A 15072-nucleotide genomic window follows, 5' to 3' on the forward strand; every position below is an offset into this window, starting at 1 on the left:
TTAACAGATTGTTAACCGGAACGGACCTGAAACTGCTGCGTCCGTTGTTGGCATGCCATTAACGCGTTTTGCGGGCATTCAGGTAGAGCGGCAGTCTGAACAGCACATTAATGAGCAGAACGACGAATACGAGAACGGCCGCTGCTTTATCGGCAATCTCCGAGGCGTCCGGAACGATCGCCTCCGATTGGACATACCATAGGTGAACGGCGAGCGTCGCGCCCGGCGAGAAGAGGCTGAAATCCCACATTTCGCCGGATGTCGATACTCCGGCTGTAAGAATAATAACCGCACTCTCCCCGAACGCTCTCCCGGCAACGAGGCAAATACCGGTAATGATGCCGTTCAGCGCTACGGGAATGAGCACGCGGCGGATCGTCTGCAGATGCGTTGCGCCCAGAGCGAAGGACGCATTCTTCATCTCGCTTGGCACGGCGCGGATCGCCTCTTCCGTCACCCTTGTCAGGACGGGGAGATTGAGGAACGCCAGACTGACTGCGCCGCCCAGAATCGTCAAGCCCACTTCGAAGGCTTCGACGAAGATTGCGATACCGAACAGTCCGAAGATGATAGAAGGTACGGAGGCCAGACCTTCCACGCAAATCCGGACGAAACCGATAAATTTATTGTTCGGGGCGAATTCCGCCAGGTAGATCCCGGCCGACATCCCCAGCGGTATGGAAATGAGGAGCGAGATGATGAGGACATAGAAGGAATTGAACAGCATCGGCCCGATCCCGCCTCCGGGGTCGATTTCACTCGGTAAGCCATGCAGAAAGCTCAGTTCAAGCTTCGGCAGCCCTTTCTGCAGAATAAGAAAGAGCAGCGCGCAGATGAAGAGGATCGTACAGATCCCGATGCCCCAGACGATCACCGTGAAGAGCTGGTTGCTCCTTTGGCTCCAGCCTTTTCTCGCTTGGAAAGGGCTGACAGCCGGCTTCGAATCAGCACTCATGATGCAGCACCCTTTCGTTGAATCATTCGAATCACGACGATCATGAGCAGCGAAATCATGAGCAGCAGAAAGCCCATCAGATACAGGGCATAATTCCATGTAGAGTCGAACGGCACATTGGCAATCTGCATGACAATATTGCTTGTTAGCACGGCCGTCGGCTGGAACAGTCCGCTTCCCAGCTGCGGCGTATTTCCGATGACCATCACGACCGCCATCGTCTCGCCGATTGCGCGAGCCATCCCCAGAATGCCGGCATACATGATGCCGCTGCGCGCTGCCGGGAGGACAACCTTGGCAATCGTCTGAAACCGGGATGCGCCAAGCGCATAGGATGCGTCCCGGTATTTCTTCGGAACGGCTGTAATCGCATCATCGCTAATTCGGCTTATCGTCGGCAGCACCATGATGGTCAGGACAATGGCCGCAGCAAGTAGACCGTCTCCAATATTCGTGCCCGTCATATCGCGCAGCATGGGGATCAGAATCGTCATGCCCAGAAATCCATATACGACGGAAGGGATACCTACAAGCAAATCAAGCACTGGACGAAGAAGCGTCTTCAGCCATTGCGGCGACATCTCTGCCAGAAATACAGCCACAAGCACGGAGATCGGAACCGAAATAAGCATCGTCAGAGCCGTCAGGGCGAAGGTACCGAAGATAAAGACCAATGCGCCATATTGTTCATTCTCCGGTACCCACTCCGTGGACAAGAAGAACTCGGCGACCGATACCTCATTGAACGTCAGCATCCCCGTTCTCCCCATGAGGAACAAGATGGAGAACAGGATCAAGCAGACGAATATGGCACTCACGATGCAGATTAGCTTGAACGTGCGATTATAGAAGGACAATCGGGTCCTGCGATTGAATGATCGGTCAGAGCGGGTATGCAGGCTTCTGCCCAGCTCGCCGGCTGCCGCTCCGCCGCTGGATGCCTTAAGGTCCAGCATGATGATTCCTCCTAAAAGTTTTGTGGAGCTTGGCTTACAGTCTTACATCGCAACAAAACTCGCTTCGTAAGCATAGGCTTAGTTTTGTGAGTTCCTCGCCTCCGCAGGAGCGAAATCGAACAAAACTTACTTCGTAAGCATTCACTTAGTTTTGTGGCGCTTCCCTAAAGCTATACTCCTCAACAAAACTTGCTTCGTAAGCATAGTCTTAGTTTTGTGAACAGGTTGCTTCCGAAGGAGTAAAACTGGAGCAAAACTTACGTTGTAAATATAGGCTTTGTTTTCAACGTAAAGCCTACTGTTATTCAACCTCGCATTGCTAACAGGCTAGCGGACATGAGTTCCGTTATGGAAACATTCATGGGAGGTTTTGCGTGTGTTACGGACCTGAGAGCCGTTATTTGAATAAAACGCCCCCAAATGGATGGATTTCATGCGTATAACGGAACTAGTGTCCGATTCCGTTTTAAATAGGCCCAAAAATGGACGAATAACGCATCCTATGTCCGCCTTTTGTGAATCTCTGCGCCTTAACGAAGAAGCCAGCCTCGCACCTCTGCCGAAGCTGGCTTCTTTCACAAGCCTTATTATTTCTTCATCGCAGAGATCGGAATAAACTTAAGCTTCTTCAGGGAGCCGTTCTGGAACTCCTTGCTTTGCACGTATTCAATGAACGCTTTGACCGCGCCGGTAGGCTTGCCCTTCGTCATGTAGTAGCCGTATGCCCATACGTCATACTTGCCGTTAATAATGTTCGCTTCGGTCGGCGCGTAGCTGTTAATGTTGAGCGCACGCATCTTGTCCGTGACGTACACCAGATCGATGTAGCCAATGGAGTTCGGCGTCGTCTCGATCGCGGTTTTCATGTCGCCGCTCGATTTGACCTCTTTGTAGTTGTCGCCCTTGCTCATAAAATTAACGCCGTCCAACGCCTTCATTTGAAAATTGACGCGGGTGCCGGAACCGAATGCCCGGTTAACGACGACGATCTCCGCATCATCTCCGCCAACCTCTTTCCAGTTCGTGATTTTGCCGGAGAAAATGCCCTGCAGCTGCTTTGTCGTCAGGTTGGTCGCTTTGACGCCCTTATTCACGACCGCCGCAAACGGAATCACGGCAACTTTGTTGGCGACTTGGCCTTCGAATGCCTTGAAACCGGGCACGTCCATCGAAGCGTCCCAATCGCATGCGCCGATATCTGCGATGCCTTTGCGCACGGATTGCGGTCCCGTAACGGAGCCTGCTGCCGATGCGGAAATTTTCACCTTCGGATTCAGCTTCTTGAACTCGTTCGCCGCTTGCAGCGTAAGCGGGAGCAGCGCGGAAGAACCATTAATGACAATCTTGCCGCTAAGCTTGCTTGCCGCACTGGCAGCGGATACGCTTCCGAACGCAACCGCTACGGCCAGGACTGTAATCATCGTATGCTTGAACCATTTTCTTTTCATCATCGTTTATATAGCTCCTCTCGATCTATTGGGATTATTTCGTCAATTTCTTCCATTGTCCATCGTTGTCAATCAGCACTTCACCATTCTGCACGATTGCGGTCGGCGCTCCGGCAGCTGCAATCACTTCGCTGACATCGTCAGATACGATATGGAGAAGCTTCGCCGAGCCGGATGCGGCATCCACTTCATAGATGGCTTGGCCATTCGATTCGGCGGTTAGCGCAATCAGCTTATCGCCAAGCAGCGTAGCCTGCAGCACGTCTTTGTCGCCGACAAGCGTCGTGACGGTCTTATCCTTGTCAACGGATACGAGCGCTGACGGTTTATCCTCAACGATGCTGATATAGAACGCCTTTCCCCCGTCTGCCGACAGACCTGCAAATATTTTGTCATCCGTCGAAGAAGTCAGCTGTACAGCCTTCGCGTCCTTAACGGAGGAATCAAACAGATACACTTGCGGCTCCGTACCCGTCATGTCGATCGCGACGTCATCCGACTCCACCGGTTTGCTGCCATCAGCTTTGACAGAGCCCGGCTTGGTAACGGTATAAGCGAATGTTTTGCCGTCGGCCGAGACGGTCAGGTTCGCTTTATAATCGACCTTGTCCTCCAGCACTTTCGAGATTTTCCCGTCGGCTAGATTGAGCTTGGCAATCACGCTGCCCTTATCGCCTTGCAGGAAGTAAATCGCTGAGCCGTCTACCGACCATACAAGCTCCGGCTTAATGGAGCTGTCGCCCGACACCTGCGAGGAAGCCTTGGTCGCGAGATCTATAACGAATACCGCGCCGTTCTCATCCGTGTATGCCGCTTTATTGCCTCCGGGAGCAACCGTCAAATTCGAAGTGCCGCTGGAACGAAGCACCTCAGCGTATGCGCCTGACTTCGCATCGAGCGTATAATCGATTCGGCCTTCGTCTGTCAGCTGGCTGACAAGCAGCGTACCGCTGCTCAGCCAAACCGGATGCTCCACGTCCTGCAGCCGATTGGCAGCATCAATCCACACTTGTCCCTGGCTGTCGACTGTCCGTTCAACGCCCAGTACCGCCACAATGTCGGCAAGGTCCATGTACAGGCTGTTCTTCACATTGACGACCGGAGTGTTAAGCTGCAGCATCTCGCCGTCCACGATAACCGTAGCCGAGGATGGGGCCAGCTCGATCGTACGGCCATCGAAATGCACAAGTATACGGTTTTGACTTACTTCGAACCGGGCGCCGGCTGCAGTGCCAGTATCGCGTACGGAAAGCAATGTCGCACCGTTATAGCTCAATGCGCGTACAGAGGCAGCCGTCTCGTTGATGAACAGCGTGACGGGCTGTGCTTGCGTGTAAGTGGCAGATGCCGCAGAAACAGCACCGGCTGCCGACGTGCTTATTGCCGCTGCAAGCACGGAGAGCATGACCGTTTTCTTCATTGACATGTTAGGTCGTCCTTTCTTTCGGTGGCTTTTGGTTCAATCAAGAAAGCTTCTCTCATCCTTCATCTCTATCTATCTGTCTGCTGCCGTTCGCCCGGCGGTATGACACCGGACTGCTTCCCTCCCACATGACTCGTGTTATGTACAACGCTGATTATAGGCATCATTTGTAAAGCGACAATCAATCTATTATGTAAATATTGTTAATTCATATTATTTGAGGGAATGCACCACCTAGTGCGGCTGCCCCTTAGCAACAATAAAAAATCCCCCTGTGCTGCAGGAGGATGGCTTCCTTTATCGTTTTCTATCGATCCAACTCTTGTTCTGGTTCGTGATGCCAAAACGATGCGTTAATGATTCATCCCCGGCATGTCGGACATGTCGTGTCCGCCTTCTTCGCCCGGAACCGGCTCTGTTTCCGCATCGGTGCTGCCGCCGCCGCCATGACTGCCATGGCCTGTTCCTGATTCGGATACGATTTCCAGCATCGAATCGATCTCCCCTTGCGCCGCGATGCTGATCGCATCACGCCCTCCCGTTATCCAGGCATGATTATAGGGGCCTTCTGTTGGGGACATCTTATATTTCGGTTGGATCGACATGACGTAATTGCGCAGGCTCTCAGGCATTTGATCTTCTTCCGTCAATAACAGCGGGGCATGCTTGCCCAGATGTGAGAACGGTGCCGCCGCCAGTGCCAGAGCATGCGTATCCTCGCTTACGAATGAGAAGTTATGCCCCGGTGTTGTGATCCCCCAGCCAAATCCGGTAACCGGATCTTTATACTGCGCGAATGCAACGGCGTTCTCATAAGGATCCTTCCCGGCAATGCGGACGGCCTTTCCGTATTGACCCAGTTGCTCCTCTACGTTAACGGAAATGACCGATTCCGGACCCAGAATATAGATGTTGGCTTTCCCGCCGCGTGTCTTTAAGGCCTCGACGGTCTCGACGGGTATTTCATCCTTTTTGACATATAACAGCGGCTCCGGCATGTGAGCAATCCAGTTCACTGCCGGCAGCGTATATGCCTCGCTTTCCATCGAACCGACGATGACCGAAGCCGGGTTCTCCTTCGCGACCTTCGTATAATACGCGTCGATGGCTTGTGCCGCTGCCGCCGGGTTATCCCCTTTTATGTGATCGGTTTTCAGCCCGAGCCCTTTTATCTCGACCTCCACCTTCTCATCCAGATCACCCACCAGAATAGCCTGAATGCCGTCATTCATGTCAACGCCCGTCGGCTTTAACCGTTTCAGCTCATTCAAAGTCACCTCGGGGATCCCGTCTTTATTCACGAATAAAACAGGACCGTTGTTCGGATGATGGATCAAATCCGCGCTTGCGAGCGTCGATTGCCAATCGTCAGGATTCGCTAATATGACACCGCCGGGCCGGTTATCATCGCTCGTCGCCATCCAGAGGCTTTGCGAAACGATAACAGCCGCCGTCGCCGGATCGCTTGTATTGATCCGCGTCGTATTCTTCGATCCGATCCATGAGCCTTCTACGGTTGCTGCGGCCCCGGATTCGCTTTGTTCGGTATCGTTACTGCTCGTACATCCCGTTATTGCAAGCGCCGCTGCAACAGAGATAATCCCCGCTTTCATCAGCTTTATCATGACAAGACCTCCTATACATGGTGCAGCAGACCGGCTGCAGCCATATGATTCATTAGCTGCCTTTGAAGCCTAGTCATACGATAGCCAGCTTACGATCAATATAAACACCACTTTTGAAGATCCTATGAAGATAATGGCTCGATTCGCAAAAATTAAGCCTCTTGCTTCGGAAGCTGGATATGAAATACAGTCCCTTGCCGGCGTTCAGCCCAAATTCGGCCTCCATGTGCATCGACCAGCTTCTTTACTATGGTTAACCCGAGGCCGCTGCCGCCCGTACTCCGATTCCGCGACTTATCCCCCCGGTAGAACCGGTTGAAAATATGCGGCAAATCCTCTTCGTCGATGCCGCTGCCCGTATCCTGGACGGTGATGTGCACAGCATTATGCTCCTTTACGGCTTCAATGCTCACCCTGCCGTTGACGGGCGTATATTTTAACGCGTTGGCAAGCAGATTGACCAGGATCTGAATGATTCGATTACGATCCGCTATGATCCGGATGTCCGGGCTGCACTTATATGAAAGCTCAACCTGCTTCTCAAGATAAGCCGCGGATAGCAGACCTATCCCTTGCTCAATCATCGATACAAGCTGCTCTTCCTGCCGTACCAGTTGAAACGCCGGCGACTCCATATGAGTCAGATCCTCCAGCTCGGCCACCATTCCGGTGAGCCGCTCGATTTCCTCATAACAGGAGTGGAGCCGTTCAGGCGTCGGTTCCCAGATGCCGTCTTCGAAAGCCCGCATATGGCTCTTTAATGTAGCGAGCGGCGTTCGCAGCTCATGGGCGATATCTTCGGTCATCGTGATCCGAAGCTGCTCTTGCCGATGCAGCTGTTCGGCCAGCTCATTCAGCGAAGCGCCCAATTCAGCCAGCTCGTCCGTTCCGCCTATGGATACTCTGACGTCCAGCTGACCGCTCGACATCTGCTCCGCGACCTGCTTCATGTCAACGAGCGGCTTCGATATTCGTTTCGCAACGAAAATTCCGATGAGAATGGCAAGGATGATCGACCCCGCGAACATCCAAATGATCGATTGAACAAGCGCCTGCTCCAGATGATGATCCAACTGCGACATGGCATGGTTCATATCTGCGGCTTGATCAAGAAACATGGAGATGTGGTAATGCGTCGCCAATATGACGCTTATGGTCGAGATTAATAAGATACAAACCGCTGTACCGATAATGATGAAGGCTAGGCGTACATGCAGACGTTTATTCATTTTGAACCGCCTGCGAACCGGTATCCGGAGCCGTAAACCGTCACGATATATTGGGGATTCTTCGGATCGGCTTCAATTTTAAGACGGATATTCTTCACATGCTGATCGATGGTCCGGATATCGCCGTCGAATTCGTAGCCCAGCACCTTTTCCACCAATTCCTCGCGCGGAAACTGCCGCTGCGGGTATTTCGCCAATGCCAGAAGCAGCTTGTATTCGTTCGGAGTCAGGTGGATCGGTTCGCCATGAGAGAAGACCAGCTGCTTCAAGGAATCGATTTCCAGATGGCCGCCGTTGAACGACAACCGGTCGGCAAGCAAATGACCGTCATCCGTCCGGCGCAGTATCGCCCTTACACGGGCAACGACCTCACGCGGATCAAATGGCTTAGTCAAATAATCATCCGCACCGATCGATAACCCTTTGATCCGGTTGTTCTCCGATGCTTTGGCCGTCAACATTAGAATCGGAACCGAATTGATCCGGCGGATCTGCTGGCAGACAAGCTCCCCTTCCATATCCGGAAGCATGAGATCCAGGATGACGAGATCGATCGCTTGATTCTGAAGCACATGCATAGCCTCGTTCCCCGTCGCTGCTTCTGTCGTCCGAAATCCGTCCTTCTTCAGGTAAGATACGACCACATCGCGGATCTTCTCTTCATCATCCACTACAAGAATCGTTTTCATCTCTTCCACAAAGCCCCCTCAATACCCCTATAGGGTATATAATAAGGTAAAAAAGAAAGGCCATCGCATTCGGCCTCATTCCTGTTATTATTTCATTAATTTATTTACGGTAACCAGCAGCTCCTCGATGACTTCATTCTCCCCGGCCTGGATCCGTTCGACCACACAGCTTCTCATGTGCCCTTCGAGCAGAAGCTTGCCCACGCCATTCAAGGCGGATTGAATCGCCGCAATCTGGTTCAATACGTCGTCACAATAAGTGTCCTTCTCGATCATGCCTTTGACGCCGCGAATCTGACCTTCGATCCGGTTCAAACGGGAAATCAGATTGCTCTTCGTTTTGTCCGAGTGATGGCTTTTTCTATGATGATCCGTAGAACAACAAGAATCCTCGGCTTCGTTTAATTCTTCATGGTTTGCCACAATAGATCACCTCACATTCCAATATTAAAAACCCCCTATGGGGATGTCAAGTCTTTTGTCTTGATGTCGCTCGCGGTCGGAACCATTGAGACCCTTACGGGACTGGAAGGATCTTCATTGCAAACTTTTGCGGGACGGCATACAATTGCAGTATATGATCTGAATATTCCGAAAAAATATGGTCGAAGTTATTATATCATTATATCGTGGGTAGCAGCTTAAAGACATCATGAGGGGGGGTACGCATGAGTCCACATATGCTCTTGCTTGGAATTGTCTTTCTTGTATTGGGTTATTTGATCGGGGTCAAGAAGAAGGTCGGCCTGTTAGCCGGGTTTAACCAGCATCGGGTGAAGGATAAAGATAAACTGGCACAGCTAGTAGGAGGATACAATTTAGTCATCGGTACTCTTATGGTTCTGGCCAGCTTTATTGACAATCCGAATGCAGAGGCGATAATCCCCCTCGCCGTGCTAGGCTTCTTTATCCTGCTCGGTTATGTTCAAACACGGATGGTTGAATAATACAAATGGTACGAGAATGAATACGAAGCCTCCAAATTCACTTGGACAGTGACTGTGGAGGCTTCTTTCGATTTATGAAGCCGATTCATTCCGTGTTGCACGGTTGAAATATCGGCTAAAGATGCCGATGCAAAGAAATATCGGCCGCCCGGCGGCAGTGGACTGTTACCCGCTAGATCGGGAGCGACAGGAGATCGTTGCTGGATATGCGAACGGTACGGTCATTAATACGCTCGACCCGTGGATCATCCGACTCCCCATTCCCTTGCAGCGGGTTCAAATAGCCGATTTCGAGCACATACGGTGCCGCGATACCGGTGAAAGGCATGAACTCCGCTGTCCGCCGAACCGCCTTGGCGGATCCATCCTTTATTCTACGGCAAGCTTCTTCCGCGGATAGATGGTCCGCCGCCTCCACACCATGTCCCGTCTTCACGACAGCCGTCTCGATATCCGGCACGAACATCCGCGCTTCCAAGGCAGCTTTATCGTCGCCCGACAAGAAGATCGTCGGTACGCCCTGTGTACCCGCGATAAGGGCTCTTGCGCCAAACTCTCCGATAAAGGTGCCATTCAGCTTGTAGTAGGAAACCGTCTTCGAAGAATACGTATGGCATAACGGACCGTTGATGGTGCCGGCCATGGCATGCTGGCCTACAAACAGAAGCGCCGTGTAGCCTTCCAGCTTCTTATAGGGCTGCCCTTCCCGTAAATAGGTGCCGCCGATCAAGCCGTCCGCAATCAGCCCTCCAGGACCGTGTCCGTCCCAAACATCGATCCGGCAGTCGGGATAAACCGACCGAATTCCTTCTATGCAAGCATTGACCTCACGGGTCAGAAGCGCCCTGGCCGCTTCCACCCGTTCCGGGAAGCCGTCATCGGGACGGGTTTGCGTGAAGCTATCGATGCCTGCCGGCCCTTCGAGATCCGTCAGAATAAAAAAGGCGGTCATTACCGTCATCTCCTCTCATTCATGCCCTTGCATGGACCGGCTATAACTCTACCATCGCTTTGATGACGCCGGCACCCGGCTGCATCCAGCCCTCGAATTGACCGATCATCTCGGCGAAGGCCGCGCGGTGTGTAATATATCGGGTAGCGTCGATACTGCCGTCCCGGACGGCCGCCATCACCGCGTTAAAATCCGTTATCGTCGCATTCCGGCTTGCCAGCAGCGTGAGCTCCCGCTTGTGAAACTCCGGATCATGGAACGTAATGTCCGCCTTCACCAGTCCGACGAAGACGAGCTTGCCCCCATGCGCCACCATGCCGAACGAATCGTTCATCGAATGAACGCTGCCTGTCGCATCGAATACGACCGTCGGGAATTCGCCGTTCGTCAATTCGGCAAGCCGCAGGGCAGGTTCCTGCCGCGCATTCACCGTTTCGTCGACCATTGCCCATTCCCGGCAGAATGCGAGACGGTCGTCGTTGACATCCATCGCAATCACCCGCGCTCCCTGGCGCTTGGCCAATGCCATCACGCCGAGACCGATCGGACCTCCGCCGATTACCAGCACGGTCTCTCCCTTGCGCAGCTCCGACCTGCGAACCGCATGGGCGCCAATGCTCAGCGGCTCCAGAATGGCCGACTGATCGAGAGTCAGGCCTTCGGTCCGTATCAGATGATCCGCCGGGAGCGTCATCCGCTCACGCATACCTCCATCAATATGAACGCCAAGAACTTGCATATCGGTACAGCAATTGGTCTTCCCGTTGCGGCAAGCGATACAATGGCCGCATTCCATATAAGGGATGACGCTGACCTGATCCCCTTCGCGGAGGGCGGTCACTTGATCGCCGACGGCTTCGACGATGCCGGCCAGTTCATGGCCCAGGATGCGCGGATACGTGAAGAACGGCTGATTGCCCCTGTAAGCATGGAGATCCGTGCCGCATACACCGATACGGCGTATGCGAACAACCGCTTCTCCTGCTTTCGGCGCAGGCGGTTCTTCCAGTTCAGTCATGGCGAAGCGTTCAATCTGCTCGCAGATAATGGCTTTCATGCGTTTACAGGCTCCTTCCGATCCAACGTGACAGTGTCTATATGCACAACATCCTGTTATGCAAGCTTATTAGTAGTTATCATGCCTTGCAAGATACCGCCATCTTTGAAAATGGCAATTTCCCTGAACCCGTTACGCTCGTTCCTCGTCTCTTCCTCACCGGAAGCATACCGTATAATTTGCTCCCACAATTCATCCGTTAACGCCTGCATCGGCTTGCCCTCGATTAACTGTCCCGCGTTAAAGTCGATCCAATTTTTCTTGCGGCCGGCCAGCTCGCTGTTGGTCGATATCTTCACCGTTGGCACGGGTCCCCCGAACGGTGTTCCTCTCCCGGTCGTGAACAATACGATATGCGCGCCGGCAGCCGCGAGCGCCGTAACGGAAACGAGATCATTGCCGGGCGCTTCGAGCAGGCTTAATCCTCCCTTGGTTACCCGTTCCCCGTAAGCGACAACATCAGTCACGATTAAGTGACAACATCAGTCACGACCGCATGCCCGCCCTTCTGAGAGCAGCCGAGCGATTTCTCCTCCAGCGTGCTGATACCCCCGTCTTTGTTGCCCGGTGAAGGATTCTCATAGATCTCTTGGTTGTGGCGGATAAAATATTGATTGAAATCGTTGATCAGCTTGACGATCTTCTCAAGAATCGCTTCGCTGGAAGCGCGATGACGACATGGTCCTTCTCATGCAGACGGATCCAATTATTCATACCGTTCCTCCAGTTGATCGAATTGAATGCCGATCGCTTCCGCAAGGCCTTCCACGGCCGACAAATCCCGATCCCAAACGAAGGTACATGCCAGCAGCCGCTGTGCTGTCCGATGTTGCACAGATAAGCCGCTATTATCTTCCTCGGCAGACGACCATGCGCTGCTAAGCGCTTCGGCTAAAGCGGCGTCATCCCTGACGGTATACCGCTTGCCTGTCAGCGTCCTGCCTTCGAAGCTGCCGTCTGCCAGCTTGTCGGTTTTGTAATACCGAAGCAGCGCCGCGAAGCCCTTCAACAACCGATCCGGCACACGCTCACCATGATCGATATAGTAAAGAATCGAGGGCAGCAGCCGTACTTTGAACTTGCTGATGCTGTTCATGGCAATATCCGATAGCTTGTGGCGAATGAACGGATTGCCGAACCGTTCGAACACCTCTGCGGCAAACTCCTTCAGTTCCCCCGCAGGCAGCGAAACGGCTGGTATAATATCGCTCTCCACGGTTTGGCGCACGAAGCCGCCCAGCTCCTTATGCTCCATAACCTCGCGCACCTGCTCCAGTCCGAGCAGAATCCCGATTGGCGTCATCAGCGTGTGCGCCCCGTTCAAGATCCTTACTTTTCGCAGTTGATAAGGCTTTAAGTCCTCCACCCAATGAACGTTAAGTCCCGCTTGGCGGAAGGGAAGAAGCTCATCGAGCTCCGGCTCCGCTTCAATCGCCCAGAAATGATAGGGCTCAGCCGTATTGAGCAGCGCATCGCGGTAGCCCCATTCGGCGAACCAAGCCTCGGCTCCCTCCTCCGGATAACCGGTCACGATGCGATCCACAAGCGAATTGAGAAAGCGGTTGGAGCGGATTACCCACTGACGGAACGACTCCGGCAGTCCCCAATCCTCGCTGTATTGCAGCACGCAGCGGCGAAGCTCATCGCCGTTTCGCTCCAGCAGCTCGCAGGGGAGCAGGATGAGCCCCCGGTTCTCCGCCCCATCGAATGCAACGAAGCGGCGGTAGAGCAGAAGCGTTATTTTGCCTGGAAAAGAAGCAACGGGAACGCCTTCCACAAGATCTTCCGCCCGGTAGGCCAGTCCTGCTTCCGTCGTATTCGATACAATCGTCTGCAGGTCGGGGGATTCCGCCAGCTTCAGAAAACGTTCCCAATCCGAATAAGGATCGAATGCTTCGGCGAACACGGAGATCAGCTCCTGCCGCTCCACACGCTCTCCCTTCTCTAAACCACGGGTAACTAGCGTATACATACCTTCCTGCTTGCGGAGCGCTTCGATCTTCGGCGCTCCCGCTGGCCGAGGCTGCGTTACCGCTACGCTGCCGGCAAACAGCCCCTGCTTGCGGCATTCATGCAGCATCCAATCGACAAAACCGCGCAGAAAGTTTCCTTCACCGACTTGCAGAACCGTTACCGGACTTGCCTTCATCGACTCGAACAGATGCCGCTGTTCTTCCGTTATGACATTCGGATTCAGTAGCGGCCGGGAATCGTCGCGCTGCATCAATGTCTACCTCTCTTCGGCCCCGGAATGGAGGCTATAGTTTGTAAAACTTCTTCGCATTCAGCCCGAACAGCTTGGCCCGATCCTCCGCTGACAGCGAATCCGGCAGCGCCTGCTCCAGAATATCCACCACTTGATCATAGCTTGCCGCCAACAGGCATACCGGCCAATCGCTGCCGAACATTACGCGCTCTGGGCCGAACATATCGAGGATGGGCCGGATATATGCCGAAAAATCTTGAGGCTTCCATGACGTATGATCAGCCTCGGTCACCATGCCGGATAGCTTGCAGTAGATGTTCGGATGCTTCGCGATGGCGCTCATCTGACTCATCCAAGGCTCGAGAATGCCATCGGCAATTCTTGGTTTGGCAATATGGTCGATGACGCCGCGCAGTCCGGGTACCCGCTCCAGCAGCTCGACGACCACGTCCAACTGATGGGAAACGAGAAGCAGATCAACGGGGACGTCCTTCCCGGCGAAGTAGGTAAGCGCCTCGACGACATCGGGCTCCAATACTTCATGGGCATCGGGCATGTCTTGAATCATGACGCGAAAGCCGGCGAATTTCGGATGACGGCTAAATTTCTCGAAGTGGTCGCGATAAGCCGGATCATGAAGGTCGAGCCAGCCGACAACGCCGAGAATCGAATCGTTCGTATCGCTCAGCGACAGCATGTATTCGGTCTCTTCAAGCGTTGCCGCGGCTTGTACGAGAATCGTGCCGTCGAGCTGGTGCTCCCGCACATGCGGGAGCAGCTCCTCTGGCAGATAGTCCCGGTACAGAACGCCCGAATTCGGCGACAGCCAATTGTAATCGCCGCGGCCTAGCTTCCAATAATGTTGATGGGCATCGATACGCATCGTGATCTACTCCTTAATAACGCCTTTTTTCAAGATGATGTTGGCGTACAGCGCGCTTTCCCCTGTGGCGACAATCGCATAAGCTTGCTTGGCCCGCTCATAGAATGCGAAGCGCTCGACAAACTCGAAGGGCTCTTTGATCGATGAATGCTTCTCAATAATATCCTCGTATTGCTTCCATATCGGGGTTTCCACCTGATCGCCGGGAACGACTTCCATGAGCGCTGCAGGACGATCGACATAGATGTCGAGCGGGAAGAGCTTCAAGATGGCCTCCAACAGCTCCGGCCCCGAATGGCCGTCGGCGCGAATCAACCTTTGCGCCATGCTCGCAGCCGGGAAATTCGCATCCCCAAGCACGATTTCATCCCCGTGTCCCATTTCCATCAGCGTTTTTAATAACTCAGGCGATATTAATTTCGAAATTCCGATAAGCATGATCGCATACTTCCTCTCTTGCGTAAAATTCTTTTACTTGTATTGTATCAACAATATCAAATAATAAAATAGCCTATCCTTGCACATTTGTAACCGATTTTGATATTCTCGAATGGTAGGCGCAGCGGGACACGTACTGAGTGGCTGTGTAAGTCCCAAAAAGGAACTAACAGTGCGCACACTCTGCGCTTTGCCCTGCTGTAACGCCGTTTTTCGGTGTTACCGCCTCCGTCCGAAGCCGAGCACATGGCATTCAATCGGGCG

The 15072-nt window shown here is 53.3% G+C and carries 14 protein-coding genes and 1 pseudogene; 1 reads left to right on the plus strand and 14 read right to left on the minus strand.

The genetic code is table 11. The annotated features are described in order from the left end of the window. Positions 1-58 precede the first annotated feature (58 nt). The 8 genes from pstA to L1F29_RS24210 form a co-directional block, all read right to left on the minus strand. The gene (gene pstA / locus L1F29_RS24175; RefSeq protein ID WP_258384596.1) at positions 59-955 is read right to left on the minus strand and encodes a phosphate ABC transporter permease PstA; all 897 of its coding nucleotides are present in this window, start codon (positions 953-955) and stop codon (positions 59-61) included. Continuing rightward, the gene (gene pstC / locus L1F29_RS24180) at positions 952-1911 is read right to left on the minus strand and encodes a phosphate ABC transporter permease subunit PstC (RefSeq protein WP_258384597.1); all 960 of its coding nucleotides are present in this window, start codon (positions 1909-1911) and stop codon (positions 952-954) included. The genes pstA and pstC overlap by 4 nt, the downstream gene beginning before the upstream one ends. 587 nt (positions 1912-2498) lie before the next feature. Then, a complete protein-coding gene (locus L1F29_RS24185) occupies positions 2499-3359 on the minus strand; it encodes a phosphate ABC transporter substrate-binding protein (RefSeq protein ID WP_373876560.1) in 861 nt (286 codons plus the stop codon). Between the two features lie 34 nt (positions 3360-3393). Next, positions 3394-4785, minus strand: coding sequence for a stalk domain-containing protein (locus tag L1F29_RS24190; RefSeq protein ID WP_258384598.1), 1392 nt, complete (start codon positions 4783-4785; stop codon positions 3394-3396). Positions 4786-5135: 350 nt separating this feature from the next. Further along, positions 5136-6407 (minus strand): cell wall-binding repeat-containing protein, encoded by a 1272-nt coding sequence (locus L1F29_RS24195; RefSeq protein ID WP_258384599.1) that lies wholly within the window; start codon positions 6405-6407, stop codon positions 5136-5138. A 152-nt stretch (positions 6408-6559) separates the two neighbouring features. After that, positions 6560-7636, minus strand: coding sequence for a sensor histidine kinase (locus tag L1F29_RS24200; protein ID WP_258384600.1), 1077 nt, complete (start codon positions 7634-7636; stop codon positions 6560-6562). Further along, entirely contained in the window at positions 7633-8325 is a 693-nt protein-coding gene (locus L1F29_RS24205) for a response regulator (RefSeq protein WP_258384601.1), read from the minus strand. The genes L1F29_RS24200 and L1F29_RS24205 overlap by 4 nt, the downstream gene beginning before the upstream one ends. An 87-nt stretch (positions 8326-8412) precedes the next feature. Next, positions 8413-8751 (minus strand): metal-sensitive transcriptional regulator, encoded by a 339-nt coding sequence (locus tag L1F29_RS24210; protein WP_373876561.1) that lies wholly within the window; start codon positions 8749-8751, stop codon positions 8413-8415. 242 nt (positions 8752-8993) lie between these two features. Here L1F29_RS24210 and L1F29_RS24215 point away from each other — a divergent pair, with 242 nt between their 5' ends. Then, complete coding sequence (locus L1F29_RS24215; RefSeq protein WP_258384602.1) at positions 8994-9272, plus strand: DUF3784 domain-containing protein; 279 nt, start codon at positions 8994-8996, stop codon at positions 9270-9272. A gap of 172 nt (positions 9273-9444) precedes the next feature. Here L1F29_RS24215 and L1F29_RS24220 read toward each other — a convergent pair whose 3' ends face one another. From L1F29_RS24220 to fucU, 6 genes and pseudogenes are all read right to left on the minus strand, one after another. Beyond that, positions 9445-10224, minus strand: coding sequence for a M55 family metallopeptidase (locus L1F29_RS24220; protein WP_258384603.1), 780 nt, complete (start codon positions 10222-10224; stop codon positions 9445-9447). A gap of 40 nt (positions 10225-10264) precedes the next feature. Continuing rightward, positions 10265-11281, minus strand: coding sequence for a zinc-binding alcohol dehydrogenase family protein (locus tag L1F29_RS24225; RefSeq protein ID WP_258384604.1), 1017 nt, complete (start codon positions 11279-11281; stop codon positions 10265-10267). A 56-nt stretch (positions 11282-11337) separates the two neighbouring features. Further along, positions 11338-11951 (minus strand): annotated as a pseudogene (locus L1F29_RS24230) (altronate dehydratase); the annotation flags it as partial. A gap of 36 nt (positions 11952-11987) precedes the next feature. Beyond that, entirely contained in the window at positions 11988-13505 is a 1518-nt protein-coding gene (locus tag L1F29_RS24235; protein WP_258384605.1) for a tagaturonate reductase, read from the minus strand. Positions 13506-13539: 34 nt separating this feature from the next. Then, on the minus strand, positions 13540-14370 hold the full coding sequence (locus L1F29_RS24240) for an amidohydrolase family protein (protein WP_258384606.1): 831 nt from the start codon (positions 14368-14370) through the stop codon (positions 13540-13542). A gap of 6 nt (positions 14371-14376) precedes the next feature. Next, on the minus strand, positions 14377-14808 hold the full coding sequence (fucU, locus tag L1F29_RS24245; protein ID WP_258384607.1) for an L-fucose mutarotase: 432 nt from the start codon (positions 14806-14808) through the stop codon (positions 14377-14379). Positions 14809-15072: the final 264 nt, after the last annotated feature.

It is taken from the genome of Paenibacillus spongiae (assembly GCF_024734895.1).
In the GTDB taxonomy this organism is placed as follows: domain Bacteria; phylum Bacillota; class Bacilli; order Paenibacillales; family Paenibacillaceae; genus Paenibacillus_Z; species Paenibacillus_Z spongiae.

Coding starts and splice junctions, on each gene's coding strand:
- L1F29_RS24200 (WP_258384600.1), bottom strand. CDS start 7,636: ATGAATAAACGTCTGCATGTACGCCTAGCCTTCATCATTATCGGTACA.
- pstA (WP_258384596.1), bottom strand. CDS start 955: ATGAGTGCTGATTCGAAGCCGGCTGTCAGCCCTTTCCAAGCGAGAAAA.
- L1F29_RS24190 (WP_258384598.1), bottom strand. CDS start 4,785: ATGTCAATGAAGAAAACGGTCATGCTCTCCGTGCTTGCAGCGGCAATA.
- L1F29_RS24185 (WP_373876560.1), bottom strand. CDS start 3,359: ATGAAAAGAAAATGGTTCAAGCATACGATGATTACAGTCCTGGCCGTA.
- L1F29_RS24240 (WP_258384606.1), bottom strand. CDS start 14,370: ATGCGTATCGATGCCCATCAACATTATTGGAAGCTAGGCCGCGGCGAT.
- L1F29_RS24195 (WP_258384599.1), bottom strand. CDS start 6,407: ATGATAAAGCTGATGAAAGCGGGGATTATCTCTGTTGCAGCGGCGCTT.
- L1F29_RS24235 (WP_258384605.1), bottom strand. CDS start 13,505: ATGCAGCGCGACGATTCCCGGCCGCTACTGAATCCGAATGTCATAACG.
- L1F29_RS24220 (WP_258384603.1), bottom strand. CDS start 10,224: ATGACCGCCTTTTTTATTCTGACGGATCTCGAAGGGCCGGCAGGCATC.
- pstC (WP_258384597.1), bottom strand. CDS start 1,911: ATGCTGGACCTTAAGGCATCCAGCGGCGGAGCGGCAGCCGGCGAGCTG.
- fucU (WP_258384607.1), bottom strand. CDS start 14,808: ATGCTTATCGGAATTTCGAAATTAATATCGCCTGAGTTATTAAAAACG.
- L1F29_RS24205 (WP_258384601.1), bottom strand. CDS start 8,325: ATGAAAACGATTCTTGTAGTGGATGATGAAGAGAAGATCCGCGATGTG.
- L1F29_RS24215 (WP_258384602.1), top strand. CDS start 8,994: ATGAGTCCACATATGCTCTTGCTTGGAATTGTCTTTCTTGTATTGGGT.
- L1F29_RS24225 (WP_258384604.1), bottom strand. CDS start 11,281: ATGAAAGCCATTATCTGCGAGCAGATTGAACGCTTCGCCATGACTGAA.